Origin of the sequence: Sphingomicrobium clamense, assembly GCF_019264355.1 — a bacterium.
In the GTDB taxonomy this organism is placed as follows: Bacteria; Pseudomonadota; Alphaproteobacteria; order Sphingomonadales; family Sphingomonadaceae; genus Sphingomicrobium; species Sphingomicrobium clamense.
In genome coordinates this window covers 2,012,267-2,032,705 of the sequence record NZ_JAHVAH010000001.1, presented here as the reverse complement: position 1 = coordinate 2,032,705, position 20,439 = coordinate 2,012,267, and the positions used below count along the sequence as shown (strand labels likewise).

General features: G+C 52.7%; 12 protein-coding genes. 9 read left to right on the top strand and 3 right to left on the bottom strand.

The window, feature by feature from the left end; translation table 11 throughout:
- Window positions 1-63 precede the first annotated feature (63 nt).
- The 6 genes from KTQ36_RS10355 (at window position 64) to KTQ36_RS10330 (ending at window position 11,802) form a co-directional block, all read left to right on the top strand.
- Window positions 64-1,422 (top strand): S8 family serine peptidase, encoded by a 1,359-nt coding sequence (locus tag KTQ36_RS10355; RefSeq protein ID WP_218633582.1) that lies wholly within the window; start codon window positions 64-66, stop codon window positions 1,420-1,422.
- A gap of 94 nt (window positions 1,423-1,516) precedes the next feature.
- Complete coding sequence (locus tag KTQ36_RS10350; protein ID WP_218633581.1) at window positions 1,517-2,245, top strand: hypothetical protein; 729 nt, start codon at window positions 1,517-1,519, stop codon at window positions 2,243-2,245.
- Between the two features lie 2,085 nt (window positions 2,246-4,330).
- Window positions 4,331-4,696, top strand: a complete 366-nt coding sequence (locus KTQ36_RS10345; RefSeq protein ID WP_218633580.1) for a hypothetical protein — start codon at window positions 4,331-4,333, stop codon at window positions 4,694-4,696.
- A gap of 73 nt (window positions 4,697-4,769) precedes the next feature.
- On the top strand, window positions 4,770-5,057 hold the full coding sequence (locus tag KTQ36_RS11570) for a PilZ domain-containing protein (protein ID WP_218633579.1): 288 nt from the start codon (window positions 4,770-4,772) through the stop codon (window positions 5,055-5,057).
- Window positions 5,058-6,402: 1,345 nt separating this feature from the next.
- Window positions 6,403-9,525, top strand: a complete 3,123-nt coding sequence (locus tag KTQ36_RS10335; protein ID WP_218633578.1) for a PAS domain S-box protein — start codon at window positions 6,403-6,405, stop codon at window positions 9,523-9,525.
- Between the two features lie 363 nt (window positions 9,526-9,888).
- On the top strand, window positions 9,889-11,802 hold the full coding sequence (locus tag KTQ36_RS10330) for a putative bifunctional diguanylate cyclase/phosphodiesterase (RefSeq protein ID WP_218633577.1): 1,914 nt from the start codon (window positions 9,889-9,891) through the stop codon (window positions 11,800-11,802).
- A 75-nt stretch (window positions 11,803-11,877) separates the two neighbouring features.
- Here KTQ36_RS10330 and KTQ36_RS10325 read toward each other — a convergent pair whose 3' ends face one another.
- Both KTQ36_RS10325 and KTQ36_RS10320 read right to left on the bottom strand, forming a co-directional pair.
- The gene (locus KTQ36_RS10325; RefSeq protein WP_218633576.1) at window positions 11,878-12,261 is read right to left on the bottom strand and encodes a response regulator transcription factor; all 384 of its coding nucleotides are present in this window, start codon (window positions 12,259-12,261) and stop codon (window positions 11,878-11,880) included.
- A gap of 505 nt (window positions 12,262-12,766) precedes the next feature.
- Window positions 12,767-13,171 carry a BLUF domain-containing protein gene (locus KTQ36_RS10320; protein WP_218633575.1) on the bottom strand — a complete coding sequence of 135 codons (405 nt, stop codon included), beginning with the start codon at window positions 13,169-13,171 and terminating at the stop codon, window positions 12,767-12,769.
- 899 nt (window positions 13,172-14,070) lie between these two features.
- Here KTQ36_RS10320 and KTQ36_RS10315 point away from each other — a divergent pair.
- Window positions 14,071-14,706 carry a response regulator transcription factor gene (locus tag KTQ36_RS10315; protein ID WP_218633574.1) on the top strand — a complete coding sequence of 212 codons (636 nt, stop codon included), beginning with the start codon at window positions 14,071-14,073 and terminating at the stop codon, window positions 14,704-14,706.
- Here the strand turns inward: KTQ36_RS10315 and KTQ36_RS10310 are convergent.
- Window positions 14,703-15,101, bottom strand: coding sequence for a hypothetical protein (locus KTQ36_RS10310; protein ID WP_218633573.1), 399 nt, complete (start codon window positions 15,099-15,101; stop codon window positions 14,703-14,705). The genes KTQ36_RS10315 and KTQ36_RS10310 overlap by 4 nt on opposite strands.
- Before the next feature lie 621 nt (window positions 15,102-15,722).
- Between KTQ36_RS10310 and KTQ36_RS10305 the strand changes: the two genes are divergently transcribed.
- On the top strand, window positions 15,723-17,765 hold the full coding sequence (locus KTQ36_RS10305) for an ATP-binding protein (protein ID WP_218633572.1): 2,043 nt from the start codon (window positions 15,723-15,725) through the stop codon (window positions 17,763-17,765).
- 1,460 nt (window positions 17,766-19,225) lie between these two features.
- The gene (locus tag KTQ36_RS10300; RefSeq protein ID WP_218633571.1) at window positions 19,226-20,365 is read left to right on the top strand and encodes an autotransporter outer membrane beta-barrel domain-containing protein; all 1,140 of its coding nucleotides are present in this window, start codon (window positions 19,226-19,228) and stop codon (window positions 20,363-20,365) included.
- Window positions 20,366-20,439 lie beyond the last annotated feature (74 nt).

The window sequence follows — 20,439 nt, the reverse complement described above, 5'->3', positions numbered from 1 at the left end:
TGGGGATGAAACGATGCAGCCATGACGTTTCATCCTCAAGCGTGCATAATTCGAGGAGCCATCATGTCCAGACGTATCCTAATCCTAGTCGCCTTGAGCTTGATCGGTGTGGCTACCCCTGCTTCGGCTCAGATTCTCTCTAACCCCGGCGGAGCCCTCGGGCCGCTGGGGCAGGCGATCCCGTCATTGCCGACCCAGCGACTCCCAGTCGTCGGTGCCGTCCTACCGAACCAGCAGCAAGAGCAGGAACGGCAGGAAATGGCAGCGAGCGCATTGGCGCAGCCATCGCTCGACCGGATCGGCGTGGGCAATGTCATCGATACATTCGGAAGCAAGCCGCTCGCCCGCTTGCGCGATCAACGGCTGCGCACGATGATACTCCAATTTTCGGAGCAGCTCGACCGCGACAAGAACGGCAATCCCGTACGTCGCGGTGAATTGGTCGTAATCGATCCCGACGCCCAGGCCCTCGCCGATGTGGCATCGGCGGGATTTGTCCCGCTTCGCGAAGAGGCGGTGCTCGGATTACGCTTCGTGGTCCTGTCGATTCCGGACAGGGGTGGTGACATCCGCAAAGCCATGAAACGGCTGGCTAAGGCAGCGTCTGGCCTCGATTTGGAATACAACCATGTCTTCGAACCCGCTGGCGGGCCGCTTGCAACTACCTACTCTGTCGCCTTGGCCTCTGGCGCCTCATTAACTGCGAAAGGAAGCTTGATCGCAATGATCGACGGCGGCGTCGCTGCACACGAGTCGCTGAAAGGCGCGGCGATTCGTCAGCGCGGCTTTGTCGGAAAGGTCGTCCCGACTGGCCATGGTACGGCAGTCGCCTCATTACTTGTCGGCGACGCGGGGCGTTTTAAGGGCGCGGCGATCGGAGCGCGGCTGTTGGTGGCAGACGTCTATGGTGGCAATCCCGCTGCGGGGTCGGCGACCGCAATCGTTCGGGCGCTAGGCTGGGCAGAGGAAAACAATGCTCAAGTCGTGAATATCAGCTTGGTGGGGCCGCCCAACAAGCTGCTTGAGAAGGCAATTGCGCAACTTCAGACGCGTAAAATCAGAGTTGTTGCTGCAGTGGGAAATGACGGGCCCGCCGCTCCTCCACAATATCCGGCCTCTTACGATGGTGTCGTAGCGGTGACGGGTGTCGACGCCCAAGGCCGCGCACTTCGCGAAGCGGGACGTGCGAAGCATCTCGATTTCGCCGCGCCTGGTGCCGACATGGCTGCGGCGCTTCCTGCGGGCGGCTATGCCGAGGTGCGGGGCACGAGTTTTGCCGCACCACTGGCAGCCGCGCGGCTTGCCGCTATCGGGTCAATCGAAAATCTGTCACGCGAAGCGGTTGACGGCAAGGGCAAGGTTGGGCGCGGAATCGTCTGCAGCACCTGTGCAATTTCGCCGAAAACCGTAGGCGCGAAATAATTTCGCAAAAAACTGGGATGAAGTAACTGAGTGGTGTCGTTTTCATCACGGATCGGGGGTGAATTTACCCCTAGCTGACAAGAGGAGACGATCCATGAAGAACATGAAGAGAATGATTTTCGCGTTCGCCATCACCAGTCCGGCAATGTTCGTTGCGACACCGGCATCCGCTCAGGTGCTAGGCAACATCGGCGGCACCATCAACCAGACCCTCGGCGGATCCGTCGATGGCGCGATCAACTCGGTTGCCGGCAACACGCTTCAAGGTCAGAGTTCGCTGACAAACCGCCTAACGGGTTCCGGTTCGCTCGGCGTTGCCGATAGCATTTCCAACAGCGTGTCGGGCGCCGTGACGGGCAGTGGATCCGGCAATGCCATCGGAAGCGTCAACACGAATGACGGCTCGGTGCGCGGAGATGCTGGCCTCGCGGGCACCGTCGACGCGGTTGCGAACGGGGCGACTTCGACCGCTGGCTTCGGGGGTCAGGGCGGCGCCTCGGGGAGCGCGTCGGCTAATGAGTATGCCTCATTCGGCGTTGACACGCTCGGGACCAGCGACGTCACGGGCGTGATCGTTAGCGGGCAATCGGCTACCAGCGAAGCGACCGCTAGTGCAGCCAGTCGCGCAAATTCGGCCCGCAGTGCCGCTACGCAGATCACGCAGCAGGTTGCCGTCCGTTCGCGTCAGAGCGCTGCCGCGACGTCGCGACAGGGCGCGCAGGTATTGGCGGATGCTCGCAATAATAAGGTTCCGGTCAACGGATCGGTGCTCGTCAGCGGTTCGGCACACGCGTCGAGCGACGCTCAAACGAATAACGAATAAGCCTTTGTATGTGCGGGAGCGGCTCGATTTTGGAGTCGTTTCGATAGAGTCGCTTCTGGCTGGTCATAGATAGTCTAAGAGGCTCTCGTTGCCATGCAGCGAGAGTCTCACTTTTCTAATGTTCGGGCCCGTCCCTGACCGCACGCTTTCAACATTGGAAGCCGGGAACGCTGACACCGGTCCGCTTTTGTCGTGAATGACCGTTAATGGGTTGATGGCCGCTTGGTCGGTTGCCGAGTGGAAGCGGACCAGCGGTCAGCCCCCTTTCCTTCATTTGGTTTTCTGGTTTATTAGTGATTTGCGACGCGAGGAGGGGAGGCCTTCGCATTGTTGCTTGGCCTCCCCTTATAGCGCAATTGAACGGCGTTTTCTCAGGACAAAAGATGTCCTAGTCCAGGTCTTGGGTAGTCGGATGGAAGCGCCCCCCGCTTTAGCGTGACGCACATATTGGCTTACGACTTGAGTTTACTTGGCACCGAGATGCCTCGTCAGGCCAATTCTTCCCCAATGTTCCACCAGAACGAACCGATTGTTGATTTTCGCGAAACACCTTCTTTTTATATGAGAGTTGGTCACGAACGACATCACCCCACGGATGTCTGACAAACTTTTCACCGGTCCTGAAAAGGCGAAAGGGCCCTCGTTGCATCGCAGCGGGGGCCCTTTCGTATTTCGGTCATTGTCGTAGTTTTACGAGATAGCGCAAGTTGTGCGCCGTAAAATATGAGCGTTCACACAACACAATGTTGTTGATGAATATGGGTCTTGAAAATGTACATGGACAACGATTTTGAGAAAGTCTTGGCGAAGGCTGAAGCGGCGACGAGCGTTGCGACTAAAGAATCCTATCTAGCGCTAGCGTTCGAAATGCGGCGTCAGGAAAACTGGCTGCGACAGACACAGTCAGCCGTGACGAACATGAAATGAAATCCGATTGTTGTTTTCTCGCAAGAGCCGACGACGTAGATACGACTTCCCTTATGAAGCATCCGCTTCACGCTCCAATGTCCCGCCAGAACGAATAGATTATAGGTCTTTGCTTAAGCCGTCTGGATTTAATGAGGGTTGGTCACGAAGGGCATCAACTCTCCCCCCGATGCTCGACTTGCTTTTCACTGGTCCTGAAAAGCCTAGGGACTCTCGTCGCTATGCGACGAGAGTCCCTTTCATTTCGTCTCGGTTCGTACCTTGCATTCTCATTGAGTGCACTGGAATGCCGATCCTGCCGCGACGACCTGCGCAGGCAAGGTATGGTCAACACAAAGCTCCGCCTCAAGAGGCGCACCGCGCGCTTCCTCAACGGCATCGCGAAAACCTAACACCTGCTCTTTCGACCTCGAACTGTAAACCCGGACCCGCGCCGACCCTGTCTCAAGGATAAGATGATAATTGGCGCGGAGCTCTCCAGCCAAGCCTGATAGGCCACGATGCCTATGGCGCCAACGATAACTGATTCCAGCCATGACGGTGAAGTTAGGAAGACCAGCCCACCGACCAGAGCAAACAGTCGCGTAACCAGCAAAGCGTTCCCTTTGCGGACAGTCTCTGTCTCGATAGGGATATTGGTGATAGCATCGAGATTTAAGGCTTGGGGGCCAATCTCCACAACATTGCAGCCTATGGATAGCGCCCCGAATTGATCTTGTTTCATTCGCAACCGTCGTCGTAACAGTCGATGACTTTGTTAAGGCCGCCAGGATGTACGGGGAGGGCAAATAGCAAGGCCTCCCCCAAGGCAATCGGCAAACAGAGCGCGAGCCAAATCGATCGAAACACGGAACTTTCCCCATAGATTCGGCAGATTGCTAAGACAATGGTCTTTAACCCTGGTCAAGTTTTTGGAGGGGCTTGGCTTGACCGGTACCTCTTTTTGCATTCGGTCCGGCCGAAGTGATCATATCGAAACGAAAGGTCGAATAGGTTGTAGTTTCATTTGTCGCTTGTCTTGCGCTCGTATGGCGCTAGGGTGAGGCTTGCTCGGTACCACCAAATTTTGTTTGGGGGCCGTCCGTTCTTAACTCGCTCACAAGAATTAAAACCTCTGGCGTGCCGCACGGTGAGCGGATTGCACGGTGAAAAGCGTTCGTGGGGAAATTGCTCGAAGAGCTTTATCACCACGAACGCCAGGACGGTACGGAGATTGGGCCGATCGTTGCCCTGATAAGCATCTATCAGGCCCAAGCATTTGGGCACCAAACGAAAGTTCAGGACCTCATCAGGCACTTCGGCTCTTCGCATCGAAAGGCCGCCATTTTTACGGAAACCCTTCGTCGTCTTGGTGTAATCGAATATCGGACTACGCACGATGGTAGTCATTCTGTTGTCGTAACCGCTGCGGCGGAGGCGGAGTTCGACCGGCACTTCGACAAACGCCTTGCAAAGTTAGAAATGATGCAGACGTCGGTATCTGGCGACAGGTCCAGAGTATTTCGGTTCTCAATGATTAACTAGCCAGAACATCTCGCGTTGGCCATTTCCCATTTCTCTGAAGGTATCTGTCATTGATTAATGCGTTAGCCGATCTATGACGACCGAACGCCGAGCCCCACGCCGACCGTTTGTTGCGACTGTTGAAGTTCGTGAGCCAGGGGCGCATCCTCAGAAATTAAAGGTATTAGACGTCAGCCCGCTCGGCTGTCGGGTCTCATTGGTCAGCCGGGTCAAGTTAGACACCCGTGTGTTCATTAGGTTCCCGGGGTTAGAAGCTATTCCGGCCTATGTTTGCTGGTGCGAAAATTTCGAAGCCGGTCTGGAATTCGAGAAGCCGATATATCCCGCGGTTTTGAGCCACGTCATGTCTCAGTTTCGCTAGGAGAGATCACGGCCGGAACACTCACTGCGCACAAGAAACGAAAAGCCTCGCCACATCGTGACGAGACTTCCCTTACTGAAGCATGCTCGGCGACATTATTTTGAGGTCAAAGCCTTCGCTTCGAAAAAAGCAGAAAGTTCGTTTTAGTCTCACAGCACCGTCGGGGAGGTGTGTGCACGCCGGACCAGCACGGAATAGCGGAGCTGAATCTAATTTTCTCAATAAATCTCTTGAGCCGCAACTGATTAAGAGTGTGTTTGTGCTAGTAAACTTTATCGCGCCGATGGTGCCTGTAGTTCAACCAAACATTCAACATTCTTGATCTTAAGCAGGGACGGATTGGTTCAAAATGACTGTATTGTTGATCTAAATGGTAGACCTTCATGTCATCGTCGTAAGGATTCAACAGGAGGCTTGTGGTGGACACTTGGCAAAAAAGCTTGGAATCCGAACGCAGACGACGTGGAGCACGGGGGCCCCGGGTGGAATGGAGTCATCTTGCTAATCTCGTCGATTCTACTGGCGTTCACGTACCGATTATTGTTGAGAACGTTTCGAGCACAGGGGTCTTGATACAGTGTGAGGAAGTCCTGTGTTCTGGCGACACCTTTACTCTAGTCACGAGAACAGAGCGCCAAAAACTCGTGGTTGAATGGGTCAAAGGTAACTTCGCCGGTTGCTCATTTACAGTAGATCGAACAGCTGCTGCCTAGTATTTCAAACCAATCCGACTTGATTGGCTAAGTTATCCAAGGCGTTACAAGGCAACTAATGGCGTAGCCTGTCATGAGTCCTTGTCGGCATCATAACTACTTAGCGCTAGTCAGAAAAAATTTAGAGGCCTCCATCGTATTGCGAACGGGGGCTTTTTTCTCGAACAGGGTACGGCTTATTGTTCATGAGTCGGAAAACGACTAACCTTCGATCGTTGAACTTCCAATTTGCAGGGTCAGCTAATCGTAGACGTTGGAAGCATATCCGAGCCGGTCAAGTTTATCCTGTTGGTCTCGGCGGGCGGCTTCGCAATCGTTATATTTTGCACGATTTGCCTCTTTCTCTACCACCGCCTAGTCGGTTGGAACGGAAAACCTCCACTTCATTTAGTTTTGGGATGGTTGGCCGGACTGATTTTTTATGTGGCGGGAGCGATGGTTCTAGCCGATTTTCATGACTAAACCGGCTGTCGATATTTATTGCTCGGACCATAGACAAGATCCGGCGATCGTATTGATCTTCATCCCTTTTAGTCGATAGAAACGCTCCATATCGGATCCAAAATTGTTAGTTAACTAACCGCTAACACATACAACGATTCCAGGCTACTAACACTAAGGGATCGATGTTCATGCACCAGGCCGCAAAGAACTACCGCTTCACGCGGATAGCGATTTTGCGGGTACTAATCGTCGCGACCCTATTCGGCGTGGTGGCTTGGCTTTCGATTACCTTCACGCGTGATGGTGGGCGGATAGCCGCTTTTTGGTTGCCGAATGCAATTCTTTTGAGTGCGCTGTTACGGATCCAAGATCATCGGACGAAGGCAGCACTTTTTCCGGCATGTTTCCTAGCAAATGTCTCGGCTAATCTTTTCGTCGGAGACAGTCTTTCAAAGTCCATGCTCTTGGCCTCCGCAAACTCGGCGGAAGTTCTGATAATGGCGGTCCTTTTGGGTAAAATTTCCGGTGTGCGATGGAAGCCAAGCTCCATTCGCCACCTGGCAACATTCTTCGTCTCGGCAATCCTCGCAGCATCCATTTCGGGGACGTTCGCGGCAATTATTCTGTCAGCACAGGGTGATTTCTTAGCGATTTGGTGGTCATGGGCATCATCCGACGCTCTCGGACTTTTGATCTTCACGCCTTGCGTGCTTACTTTTGTGGATAATTGGAAAGCTCAAAGGGACCGGGCAGTAACCAGCCGTCACGTTTTCTTGGGCATCTTTGTTGCCACAGCCACATCTCTAGTCTTTTTGCAATCCAACTATCCCTTTCTTTTTCTTATAAGTCCGATTGTAATTTTTGCTGCCTTTCAAGCGCGGACCGTTGGAACGGCATTGGCAGTGGTCATCATATCGGCGGTCGCATCGATAGCTACGGCATCCGGCAACGGCCCGATCATGCTTGGCGAAGGGAATTTTCGTGACAAGGTCATCGCGCTTCAGCTTTTTCTCGCGGCTAATCTTTTCATGGGACTGCCGGTTGCAATCAAGCTGAGGCAGAGCGATCGCGCCAAAGAAGACCTGGCCGAGAAAACGGACTTTCGGAATACGATTTTAGACAACGTTCACGATATTGTATTTCGTACCGATGCGAGTGGTAGGTGGACATACTTGAACCCGGCGTGGCAACGCCTGACAGGGTTTTCGGTAGCTGAAAGTCTTGGTTGGTCTACTACACGGCTTCTCCACGCGGAAGATCGTGCACACGCGGCCGCCCTGTATCCCAAAATTGCTTCTGGTGAAGTCGATCGCACTATCATGAATCAGCGGTACCGAGATGCTCGAGGTGAAGAACGATTTATTGAGGTCAATGTCAGTCGACTCACTGACGAACGTGGAAAGTTTCTTGGCACGACGGGATATATTCGCGATGTCACCAAACAACGTCGAGCCGAACGCGCACTCAAAGAAAGTGAACGTCGTTTCCAGACCCTGGCAAATCTAGCACCTGCCGGAATCTTTCAGACAAATGTGCTGGGAGAATGCACGTACGTTAACGCTGCTTGGGAACAGATGAGCGGATTAACGAAAGATGAGGCAACGGGAGATGGGTGGGCAAGGTCGGTTCACCCGGCCGATGTTGATGACGTCGCCTTGGCCTGGCGCGCCACAGTTGAGAAGCGGGCCGACTTCTCTTGGGAATTTCGTTGGGTTCATCGCGATGGAGATGTTCGCTGGGTTCATGCCACAAGCACCCCTGAGCTTGACGAAGACGGCAAGCATATCGGTTTCATCGGTGTTTTGATCGATATCACGCATCATAAGCGGTTGGAAAACGAGTTGGCCACGGAGAGGGACAGGACCGCTATCGTCGCAGAAGCGAAATCAAATTTTCTTGCCAATATGAGTCACGAGATCCGAACGCCCATGAACGGCGTGTTGGGATTCACAGAACTATTGTCAGACAGCGGATTGAACCCGGAACAGAAAAAATACGTCGATAGCATTAGTGAGTCGGGAACAGCCATGATGGCGCTTCTCAACGACATTCTCGATAATTCTAAAATCGAAGCTGGCCGAATAACGATTAATGAAGAGTCGGTTGATTTGCTCGATTGCTTAAGGAACACAGTGACCATGCTGGAGCCGGTTGCTAGTCAAAATCGCCTACGGGTTGATTTTGTCCATGACGATAGACTTCCTGCCTTGGTGACGTTGGACGCACTTAGGCTCCGCCAGATCGTACTGAATCTCCTGGGCAACGCGATAAAGTTCACCGAACAAGGAAAGATCAGCGTCTCTACAAGCTTAGTTGAGCTATCCGGAGAAAGGTTTATCGAGATTGGTGTCTCCGACACCGGCATTGGGATTAAAACAGAAATGCTTGAAGAGATCTTCACGCAGTTCACTCAAGCCTCTGACGATACTGCGCATCTTTACGGAGGGTCGGGCCTTGGCTTAGCGATTAGCGCTCAGCTAGCGCGCCTTATGGGTGGGGACTTGAGTGTTGAAAGCGAGTATGGACAAGGATCGACTTTTCGACTGGTCTTGCCGCTAAAGGCTACCTCTAAAAACGAGCTTGCAACGCCAAAATCAGGAAAAACGGCTCGATCGGATGGAAACCGCAAGCAGGTACGGATACTTGTGGCGGAAGATCACGAGCTCAATCAGAACCTTATGCTCGCATTGTCAGAGCGTTGCGGCTTTGAAGCTGAAATTGCCCGCAATGGGCTTGAGGCTGTCGAAATGGCGTTAGCGGCTGCAGAAAAAGATAGCCCTTATGACTTGATCCTTATGGATATGAGAATGCCAGTCGTTGACGGGCTTGATGCTGCAAGGCGAATACGCTCCGCTGGCATTGAAGAAGGCACCCTTCCGATTGTCGCTTTGACTGCCAATGCGTTCGCGGACGATCGCGCCGCGTGCCTGGCAGCAGGCATGCAAGCCCATTACTCAAAGCCGCTTTCTCTCGATACTATGGAAGACATCGTTGCAACTTGGTGCAGTCAGATTGACGAGAAGCCAGTCTACGACTTCCTCACTGACGACCTCGTGAATCTTTTTGAGCAGCATCAAAACGCACTATGTGAGTTGTTGAAGGAAACCATGGAGATCGATGAGATCTCGAACATCAGATACGAAACACTGTGTCGGAAACTGCATGACTATGCTGGAACCGCGGCGAACTTCGGAAAAGCAGCCGCTGGCAATCTCGCAATGGAATTGGAAGAGCGCTTGCGCGTTGAAAATCCTGGCCAACGCTTGGCGGTCATCAAGGCAGCGGTGCCCGCAATTTTGAAAGCGGCATAAGCCATGCAGTGAACTTGCATGAAGAAACGAATCCCCGCAGCCTTGTAAAAAACCGACAGACCCGACCCGTTTGACATAACCTGTTATGTCCTTCGTTCACGGCCAATTTCCTGATCGGGTGCTGATCAGGCTGTGCGAGGATTATTGAAAGTCGGGAGCGGAAAAAGGACCTTGAGAATTAACCGGCTCCGTTATCAAGCATTCAATACTTGTCGAGGACCCAAGACGGATAACTCTCTAGGATGCCAGCCTCTCGAAACCGCCTCGTTCGACTCATTAACCGTTTATTCGCCCAGATCGTTTAGTCCTGCTGCAAAATTCTTCCGCCGCTGTTTTCCAACGAAGTCGAAGGATAAGTAACCGTTGCCCATACCCTTCCCTTTCTCCGACGTGGGCGAGCATGACCATAGCCTGGTGCGTGACACATACCACAGCCTCAAGCGGCAGCTTCCGTTCCTGTATCTTATTGCTGCAGTGAACCTCGTTGGGATGCATGCGACAGCTTCGGGTGGCGATCTCCTTCGCCCGAGCCCCGCTCATTTGCTCTTCGTTCTAATCGTCTGGCGCGGCGTTCATTGGGCCATGTTTGCGCAATCGGATGTCACAACCGCGATAATGAGGCAGGAACTAAAGAAAACGTGCTACCTAGCGACAGTTATCTCGTTCTTATTCTCAATATGGGGCCAGTATCTTTTCCTAACGGTTCAGGATGCCCGAGAGTTTGTGATCCTTTTCGGAACTCTAGCAGCGATTGGGTGCGCCTACGGATTGCACTGTATGCCCGTGGCAGCTCTGATGCCCCTGTCAATACTCGGTCTACCGATAGCCCTTAACCTCATTCTTTCAGCTGACAAGATGCTCCAATGGGCTGGCTTGAGCTTAACAATCGTCCTGGCCGCCGTCGCTCGCATGCTTTTCGAGCAATACTTACACCTGCACCGTCACATGCGAGTTCGTCTTTCCGAGCGCAATGAGCGTCGTAGAGCCCGAGCTGCTGAACGAAAAGCGACCAAGCTTGCGAAAACAGACTTCTTGACGAAGGTCGCAAATCGCCGCGCCTTAATCGAAGAACTGGAACTCAGTTTATCAGACGAAAAAAGAACCCAATATGCTGCTTTGACGTTGGTTGATCTGGACGGTTTTAAGCCCATTAACGATGTTTTCGGACATGAGGCGGGCGACGAAATGCTACGACTAGCGGCCAACCAACTTACTGCGCAGTTTCCTAATGGTTTCGTCGCGCGTATGGGAGGCGATGAGTTCGCTATATTATCCGACCAAAGTGTCGTCATGGAAAATCTCTCAGGAGCCATTGAAAAGGCACTCGGAGTCCAACTGAATTGGAAAGGGCGAGCTCTCAAGATTGAAGCGTGTAGCGGAACCGTTCTCTTGGATGACCGCCATTTGACATCCAAAGAGTTGCTTCGGCGTGCTGATATCGCCCTCTACCGAGCGAAATCGGACCCATTGCAAGTGTCCTGCTTCTTCGATGAAGCACTGATGGAATGCGAGGTTCGCCGAACGCTAATCGAACACAAGCTTTCAAGTGCTGACATCAGGGGCGATCTCGACGTTCACTTTCAGCCCATTTGGTGCTGTCGGACGCAGCGTATTAGCGGATTTGAGGCGCTGGCGAGGTGGAACGATAGTCAACTAGGCGAAGTGCAGCCGTCCGAGTTTATTCCTCTCGCTGAGCAGTTAGGCACAATCGATTTCTTGACCGAAGAGATCCTGCGGAGAGCATGTAGGACAGCAATTCTCTGGCCGAATGATCAAATACTATCTCTGAACATTAGCGCCCGGCAGTTGTGCGATCCTCGGATGTCGCAATGGCTTATTGCTCAATTAGACCGGGGTGGCCTTTCGCCTGAAAGGGTTCAAGTCGAGGTTACCGAGACAGCATTTTTGAAAAATTTCGATGTAGCAAGGGATCATTTGGCGCGTCTGAAAGAGGTAGGGTGCCGACTTGCTTTGGACGATTTCGGAGCCGGGAATTCATCGCTGAATTACCTCCGGGAAATTCAATTCGACACTGTGAAACTCGACGGATCATTTGTGACCAATGTTACAAATTCGTCACACGACCGTGAGTTGCTTCACGGGGTTGTCGCTCTCACTCATTCGATGGCAATGCAATGCGTAGCTGAATGCATTGAGACCGAAAGCCAATATGAGATCGCCGTGGCGGCCGCATGTGATGGCATCCAAGGATTCTACATAGATAAAGTCATGCAAGATCGACCGTTCGATGTCGAATTAGAAATGGATTCGCGCTAACCTGAGGCGCTTCGTTTCATACTTAAGATAAGACGTGGGGCCCCTGATTTTAAATCGATATGCGCCCGCACGTCATCACGCTGATTTGCGATGCTTGGCCGCTTTAAGAAGTTCATTGACCCTGAAGGCCAACTCTTCTGGATGGAATGGCTTGCGGAGATAATCGTCTGCTCCAGCAGAAAATGCCAGGCGCTCGTCCGATACGCTTTTACGAGCAGTGAGTACTAGGACGGGGAGCGATTTGCCGATGATCGATCGGATCTCTCTGAGTGCCACAATCCCTGATTTCTTAGGCATGGCGCAATCAATGATAAGCAAGTCGGGGTCCTTCTTTTGGAGGACGTCAACGACCTGAGATCCGTCGGGTAGTGCGCCCAATAGGTGACCGTCTGGTTCGAGTGCAGCTCTCACCAACCCGATATGAAGTTCATCATCGTCGGCAATAATAATCCGAGCCAAGTGTAACTCCTATTGAAAACAGCATGAAGTCTCTCATGGATCGGCTATGTCATCGTTAGAAAAGCATCCGAAACGGAGTTAATTTCCGGGCCAATGAACGCAATGTGTTAATCGGTGAGCTGGCCTACTCCGTTGGTGGCAGACCCTATATCTTCTTAGGTGGACACGTTTGTGCCAGTGCTCCTTTCTTAGTTTGTGACTGATAGGAGCGTCTGAGAAGTAGGGCCGTCGTGCCACGTCAGCATAAAGCTTGTAAGTAGAAATACGATATGGTGCATGATGCCTGAGATCGTATTTCTTCGTGAATGAATAGCAATTCGGAGCTTTAGAGTGATTGCGTGCGAGAAGAAGGAATTCGAGTTTGCACTGGCGAAAGCGGAAGCAGCGCGGAGCGCTGCAGCGAGAGAGGCATGGCTGGAGCTCGCCCTTTTCATCCGGACGCGAGGAGATGTCGCACGTCAGACCATCTAGTTTTCAAAGCGGGCCGCTAGAAGTAGATCTCGAGCTACGCCACCAAATCGGAAATTAAGTGCTTCAGGACATGAAAGCCACTGGTTCGCGATTCTTTATCTGTACACCCTACGAGCGTCTTGATTTTCTTATTGATAAACGTGGCATTGCCCCAATATGCCAGTCGCCAATCTTGCGTTTTCCTGTCTTGGCTTTCTACAGACCCGAGCACGGTCAGATCGCAGTGTCGGGAATCTTTTGAGATTGAACTCATCAATTCTTCGAGCGCGCCTGTTTCCCCCTCCAACAGCTCGGCGAAGAAGCCATCACAGTAAACGAGACCGCCGGTCACCTTACCATTTGCATTGCGAACTCGAGACGTATCCACGATCGCGTTCAGGACAAGGTCCTCCTCGTCCTTCGGAAAGGCCGCCCTGCTTACATACACTAATTGGATCATGATGTTTCCATACGTAAGAATTGGGCGGTCTGCTAATTTGAGCTCGCAAATCGTAGTTCCGTGTGCGCGAACTTTCGACGAGATGTTGGGTTTGAATCCGAGACCCTTTTTACCATCGATGCCTAAGAGAAAAGTCAAGATTTTGTCCGATCTGGAAGTGGACAGGCAAATCGACTTTACAATCTTATCGAATGGACGTGAAACCTAGCGTGCTCGAATGTTTTATTGAATAAGGAGCAGGGGGGGCGTGTCGCTCAGCGCCAAGAGATTCGCGGCGATTTGACTTCTTCACCGCTAAGTCTCGGATCTGCGATACGGGAACCCTCCAGATTGTGATTTGCCCTCTGCAAAGCGGTGCGATCGTCGTTTGTAGGGTGCTGAAAACGTCGAACTCCAAATCTCAGGACTGGCGGGCGTGGATTGATCGATGTAAAATTTGATGTCCTTATTGGCGCTCGCCAGCACGGACGGGATGAACTCGCCGCTATTCAAATTCGATGAGGCGGTATTCAACCAGTCTGCCGTCCTCTAAGCCGACCGAATGTGTTCGCTGCTCTCGAGAGGCACTATGAAATGTCTCAGCATTAATCCTAGCCGCTTTCATGATTTGTACAGACGCAGATCCTGATCCAGGCCCGGATGCATCCTGTGCCTGTGTCGCTATGCCAGATGGCTGAAATATGCCTAGCCAGATGATCACCTTTAACATTCTTTGAGAATGGGTTCTCTCTGTGTATGAAAGGTCACGAACGTGTCCAAAATGGCGTCAACAACGTTGGGGAATTTTGCAACACACTTGTTTCTTTGTAGATTGCCGGTAGAATTCGACGTGCTCGGCTTCGTGAGGATGGATGATTGACTGTCATCAATGCCGCTAGAGTTGGAGCGTTTATCTTTAAATGACCTCTGAAACCGCCGATACAGATAGTGCTGTTGTCTACATCGTAGATGATAGCCCAGACATGCGGCTTGCCATCGGTGCGTTGCTTGAATCGGAAAAGTTGGATTATCGATCCTTCGCCTCGGCCGAAGAATTCCTTCATGACTTAAGTACGTGCCCGCGTGGGGTGGCCGTCGTGGATCTCCATCTGCCCGGTAGAGATGGACATGACGTACTTGCGAAAATCGCTAATAGACGACCAGATATCCGGGCGGTCATGGTAACCGGCGATGGTGAGCTTGAAGCGGCGATAAAGGCTTTAAGGAACGGGGCCGCGGACTTTGTCGAAAAGCCATTCGATGAAGTCGAACTTATTGACATCATCCGGCGCGAGATGAAGGCGGTTTGTGACACGACAAGCTTCGAGCAAAGAAGAATAAACGCTCACAGAGCCTTGGCATCTCTTTCAAGAAGGGAGCGCCAGGTCGTCGATCGTTTGGCAGATGGTCAGGCCAACAAGCAAATAGCATTCGATCTCGGCTTGAGCGTACGCACTGTCGAAATGTACCGGAAGCGTGGAATGGAGCGCTTAGGCGTAAACTCTTTCGCCGAACTGGTCCAATTGACCGTATTGGCCGATAAGATGCCTGGTTAGGCTGCTTGCGCACATCCAATGGCAAGGGAAATGCGGCCCAAGGTCTCGCGTGACATCGAGATAAATTTGCGACGGCGATCTAAATGGTCGCACCGAATCTCAACAATCCCTTCGTCGCTCAGGCTCTGCAAGTGACGCAGTCCGGTAGTGTAGGGCGCTCCCGAAGCATTCACCAACTCGCTTGTTGTAACGCGACGCTGCTGAACGGTCCGTAGCGCAAGATAGAGCAACATGTCCCAGCTGGGTTCGGAGAAAAGCTTGCTTGGTAAGAATTTGCTACGCCGACGGCGGGCCTCGATCTCTTGGACGAGATCGAACTCGTTCGGCAAAAGAAGGGCGTCGTTCTGCGGCCGCAGCTCCGACGTCGCGGGAAAACATTGGGAATAGGCGTTCATGATCGTCTCCTGGGTTCAGGAGAAAAGATGATTGGATTTGAACACTTTGGACATTCCGCTATTTTGCTACCGTATATTTACGGTAATTTCTCGAACGAATAGGCTTAGCGAGCGTGATTTGAAGCGGTTTGGTTAATTTTGTTTAAGAGTTTTCAGCCGTTCCTGATGACGAACTGTTTCTGCAAATTGTGGATACCATCGATTCGGTCGTATCGGCTAAGGATGGCGATGCGGGCGCAATCGTCACTTTCGTATTTTCTTCCGATCCAGTTCGCCATGGAGTTTTCGGCGCCATAAAACGATGTCAATCGAGTGTAGAGAGCATGTGGCAACGTTGTGCGTATGTCTCAGTCGCTTGTCACGCAGAGCTTTGATGAGAACTTGCCAGAAGTCGATGGTTAAAGCCTTTTCTGGCGTCGCATTTTTGATCTTGGCTGTCGCAGAGATGGTCTAGAATCAGTTACATCTTGGCGAGCACTGGACGTGAGACACCAATTTGTGCATTATCGCGTCGCTCGGTTACAATTGTCCGATCGGTGAGATAAGCCTCCTTCCGTCTGAAATTTTGTGTCGATTGGAGAGGAAGGGTTTAGCGTCGGACGGAATGAGTGAGTTCCACGTATGTCGACCGAGAAGCCATTCTCACTGTATCTATTGCCGGCGAAAAATCTATCAAAATGGCCGCAGATCCTCACGGTTGTTGCCGCGATTTCGGCGGTGGCTCTCCTTGTCTTAATCGTGATGTCGCGTGTCGAGGAATCTCGGGAGGCAGAGCTACAATCGGCTATATTGAGTAATCAAGATCGTGTGACTGTTTTTGCTTCGTTCGTTTCGCGGAGCTTAGATTATCTCGAGCGCACAACAGATGATTTTAGCACCGGCTCCGAAATCGACGACGGAATGTCGCAATTAAACAAGTTCGCTGACGAGGGAATCTGGGGCTTTTTGGTGACGGACCGATCGTCGCGCGTAGTCTTTTCGACTTTAGATTTCGACTCAGCGACGGCGGAAAATGTTTCAGCCTATATTCGCGAGCAAAATGGTAACGGATTTCTCTCACCACCATTTGAAGCCGCAAATGGTCAGCAAGTCTTAGTTTTTGGAAGGGGCAATGGAGCCGCAATCAGCGGCAAGACCACTTACATTCTTGTTGCTCCAAGTTTCTTCCTGAGCTTCGCCGATCAGATCAACTTTGCTGACGGCGATCTCATCTCATTAATCGGCCTTGATGGTATCACTCGCGCTCGTAAAACAGGAGATCGGATCAGTAGTGGGGAGGATTTAAGCGGCAAACTCGTTATGGAGCGTCAGCTTGCGGACCCCAATGTGACCTACTCAGGTCCCAACGCACTGACCGGCGATCTTTCAGTCTTCTCCCATCGCCGCATTGCAGATTATGGAGTTTTTGCGACGAGCGGTCTCACGATTGATCGCGTGAAAATAGCCGCTTCCGATCGCGCCAGGTTTCTTTGGCTGATGTTAACGCTTGCTGCCAGCATTGTTGGCATTGCGACGTTAGCCGTTCTTCGCAGCTTCCGAAAGCAGCATGCGCAACTCAGATTGCTGGAACGGAATATCACACGATTGCGAGCATCGCAGATCATGGGCGGGATCGGAGATTGGGATTACGACATTGAGAACAAGACATTCGAAGTTTCCGAGGTGTTACGAGACGTATACGGTTTTCCTACCCGTGCGAACTTCACTATAAAAGATTTCGCCGAGAAGCTCGGAGAACGATGCACGCGCGATTTGCATTTCACGATGAACGATGTTCAGGTTTTTCGAGATCCTCGATGCGTCGAAGTCAATTTTGAGGATGCAGGCCAGAATGTTTATCGAGAGATTACAATTGGCCCAATACTTTCATCCGATGGCGAACTAATTGGTTTACACGCGCTCGACAGGGACATTTCGAGGGACAAGCGCATAGGCGCCTTGCGCGCACGACTGGCAATAATGTCCAGGCTCGATGCAATGAGCGCTCTCGCAGCAACGATAGCACACGAAATTAGTCAGCCGCTTAGCGCGGCCAAGAGCTTAATCACGGCTTCAAAAAGAGCCTTGTCGCAGAACGATCTGGCGAAGGCGGATGAGCTTATCGAGCGCTCGCACGAACAGATGCGCTTTGTTTCGGATATAATCCTGAACGCTCGGCGCGAGCTTCAAAGTTGGGGCGGGGCGGACCAATACTTCGAAATCACCGAAGCAGTGCGTGCGACTGAAGAGCTTCTGAAAAACTTCTACGAAGATCGCCAATTCGAGATCATATTCCACGCCGACAACGATGCAAGATTCGCGCGAGGAACGCTGTCGCAAGCGAAGCAGATTTTCTTCAATCTTTTTAAGAACAGTATTGAAGCCACGCCGGATGGGCGGCGGAGTCAGATTGAAGTTATGGCGCAATCCGTTGCTGGAGGCATGGTCAAATTGACGTTGTGCGACAATGGTAAGGGTTTCAGCAGTGAAACCGATCCATTTGAGCTGTTCACCTCGTCCAAAGAGGGCGGGCTTGGCGTTGGAATGGCGCTAACGAAGACTGTGGTCGAGGCACTTGGTGGCGATATTTGGATCGAAGAATCCGAGCGCACTGGAGCCACAATCTGTGTTACGTTTGATGCGAGCGCGGTTCAGGATGAGTTAGTTCGACGCAAGGCCTCCTAATTGCAGGATTTGGAACCTGTTTTCGAACTCTTTATCGTCGATTAATGGCTCGCCATAGCGCCATTGCAAAACAGGCTTCCAAGTCTAGCATTCATGCCCACTGCCATGCATTTAATCCTGCAGAATTAGCGAGTTAACTACAATAGTATCCATTGCGGTTGTTACAGCAACAGTTGATAAATTCTACCATATTTATCCTGCTCGCCCATGCAGGAGACAATCAATGAAAAAGTTTATTGCTACCATTGCGGCGGTCTTGATTCCTACAACCGCCATGGCCGCCCCTTCTCCCTACTCTGAAAACAAGGGCCCCCCCGAAACGGGACCGTATCGCGCAACCTGTCCGGACTCTGAAGTAGACTTTATTCTCCGATTGCTTCCAAACGGGCGGGCGCATCCAAACCAGAACCCGACCGGGAAATGCGACCGTTTCTAATTTCTAATTTCTTCGAGGCAGGCCGGGTCACCTAATTTACCCGGCCTGCCGGTTCGGGTCGAGTAGCATCGGCTCGCGCTGTGGTTAGCAGGTAGAGGAATTCTAATCTTCAGTGGAGCATGCTGTGCAGAATCCAATAGTTCGTGACTATCTATCTTGTCAGAACGAAGTCAGAAGCAGGCTCTCAAGTCGTCGCGGCTACGTTTCACAAATTCAGAACCTTTTGCAGCTTCAGTGGGCTTCGCGTGAGTGCGGGGAGGAGGTTCTGGAAACAATTATTCTTCTGGAGATCTTCGCGACATTCCTGTCGGGCCAGAACGAAAAGATTCATGGAATTGGAACTCGGTTGCGTCTTTCTGGTCATACAATATCGCGAATTATCAAGTCCCTATCTCGGCGCAATATGGTTACAATCACTGTCGACAACTGCGACCGACATTGCGTCGCGTTGAACCCATCGACGCTTCGGAGAATGAAAGATTGCATTGACGACTACTTTGAGCGGTTTGGACACCAAATAGACGCGACAGAGGCTAATTCGCGTGTGGTTACACAATTGCGTCCCCGGCTTTGTTAGATCGCACTATTAACAAACAGCGCCGCTTGGCTGCCCGCACCTAGTGGCACCAGCCAATGGGCTAATTCCCGGTCTCACAGCCCGAACTGTAGAGGAACGTAGGAAAGTGCGATTTATTCTGATAGCACCGCCATTTGAAAAGGCCGCTCCGACCGGGGCGGCCTTTTTCGTTGCTCTTGCGCGGGGCCTGCCATCGTCTACGCTCGCCGCATGCCGAGCGATCCTGCAGAACTGCAGATCTGCAGACCTGCAGACCGGTAGCTTTTCCCTTCCACTTTGCCGAAGAACCAGCCGCGTGAAAATGCGGAGTTGTATTGTGCAATTGCGCCGGAAACATTGATCAATGCACCTCGACAGCCTATTCGGGTTAAGGATTATTAAACGATCCTTGGGTGAGTCGCCGCTCCGCAGCCCCTCGCGGAACCGGCTAAAAGGGGGACGGTTTTAATGGCTTATTCGCTTTCCAGAAAGGCTGCGCTGTGCCTTTCGGCAACGGCTCTTGCGGGTCTCGTCCCGCAGGCGGCGCTCGCGCAGGACAATGAGGGCGAGGTCATGGACGCGCTGTCCGTCGCGCCTGCCGACATCGCCGCGCAGCTGCTAGCCCTCGACGGGACCGATGCCGAACCCGACGCGATCAACGATGCATCGGGATCGGACTATGCGCAGCTCTTCTACAGCTTCACGCCCATCGGCATGCGTGCGCCCGATGTGCTCGGCCTCGCCGGCGAGTGCGAAGTACCTTACCTCGACGGCTATGAAGTCGCCTGCGCCGAAGGGTTGCGTCTCTACGCAGGGGTCGATGGCGCGCGCTACGAGAATGACGGCGGTATGCAGTCAGATCGCATCGACACGTCGCAATATAGCGGTTCGGTCGGTGCCGACGTCTCGATCGGAGACAGCGGTGTCGTAGGCGGTGCGCTGACTTATCTCATCGGTCGTTCGGAGGGCGGTGCGGGTCTCGACACCGACTATGACGGTTGGCGGATCGGCGGCTACGGCACGCTCGACAACGGCTACACCTATTTCCAGGTCACCGGCAGCTACGGTCGCTACAATATCGATGCGTCCCGCGAGGTCGAGTTCGGCATGATCGACCAAGACCTGACCGCCGACATCGACGTCGAACAGATCACGCTAGGTGCCCACGCCGGTGTCCGCTTCGCGGTCGGGGTTGCGACCATGCTTCCCTATGCCAACATCGATTATGTCCGCAACGAATGGGACGGCTTCGATGAGGCTGGCGGCAGCGCCGCGCTGCGCATCGATGATGCGGTCGACGATCGTCTCTTCACGACGCTCGGCATGCGTTTCAATACCGACATTGGCGGGCTAGTGGCCTCGGCCAATCTCGGCTGGCGTCGCATGATCGGCTGGCGTCGCAGCGACATCGACACCTATTTCCTCGGCACCAATCGCCGCATGGACATCGTCTCGGCCGAAGCCAACCCGGACAGCGCGCTGGCGGGCGTGAGCTTCGGCGGCAAGGCAGGCAAGCTCGATTTCCGCGCTTATTACGACGCGATTTTCAACGGCCATGAAACGACCCACGGGTTCGGTCTTCGTCTTCGCCTCCCGCTGGGTGGCTAGGGCTGGACGGGGTTCAACAGGGGAAGGGCTCGCTACGGCGGGCCCTTTTCGTTTTTGGGGTTGATCGCAAGTCC

Bases quoted from the DNA above. Each gene is read 5' to 3' on its own strand.
- KTQ36_RS10355 (WP_218633582.1), top strand. From the start codon at position 64: ATGTCCAGACGTATCCTAATCCTAGTCGCCTTGAGCTTGATCGGTGTG.
- KTQ36_RS10350 (WP_218633581.1), top strand. From the start codon at position 1,517: ATGAAGAACATGAAGAGAATGATTTTCGCGTTCGCCATCACCAGTCCG.
- KTQ36_RS11570 (WP_218633579.1), top strand. From the start codon at position 4,770: ATGACGACCGAACGCCGAGCCCCACGCCGACCGTTTGTTGCGACTGTT.
- KTQ36_RS10335 (WP_218633578.1), top strand. From the start codon at position 6,403: ATGCACCAGGCCGCAAAGAACTACCGCTTCACGCGGATAGCGATTTTG.
- KTQ36_RS10320 (WP_218633575.1), bottom strand. From the start codon at position 13,171: ATGATCCAATTAGTGTATGTAAGCAGGGCGGCCTTTCCGAAGGACGAG.
- KTQ36_RS10315 (WP_218633574.1), top strand. From the start codon at position 14,071: ATGACCTCTGAAACCGCCGATACAGATAGTGCTGTTGTCTACATCGTA.
- KTQ36_RS10310 (WP_218633573.1), bottom strand. From the start codon at position 15,101: ATGAACGCCTATTCCCAATGTTTTCCCGCGACGTCGGAGCTGCGGCCG.
- KTQ36_RS10305 (WP_218633572.1), top strand. From the start codon at position 15,723: ATGTCGACCGAGAAGCCATTCTCACTGTATCTATTGCCGGCGAAAAAT.
- KTQ36_RS10300 (WP_218633571.1), top strand. From the start codon at position 19,226: ATGGCTTATTCGCTTTCCAGAAAGGCTGCGCTGTGCCTTTCGGCAACG.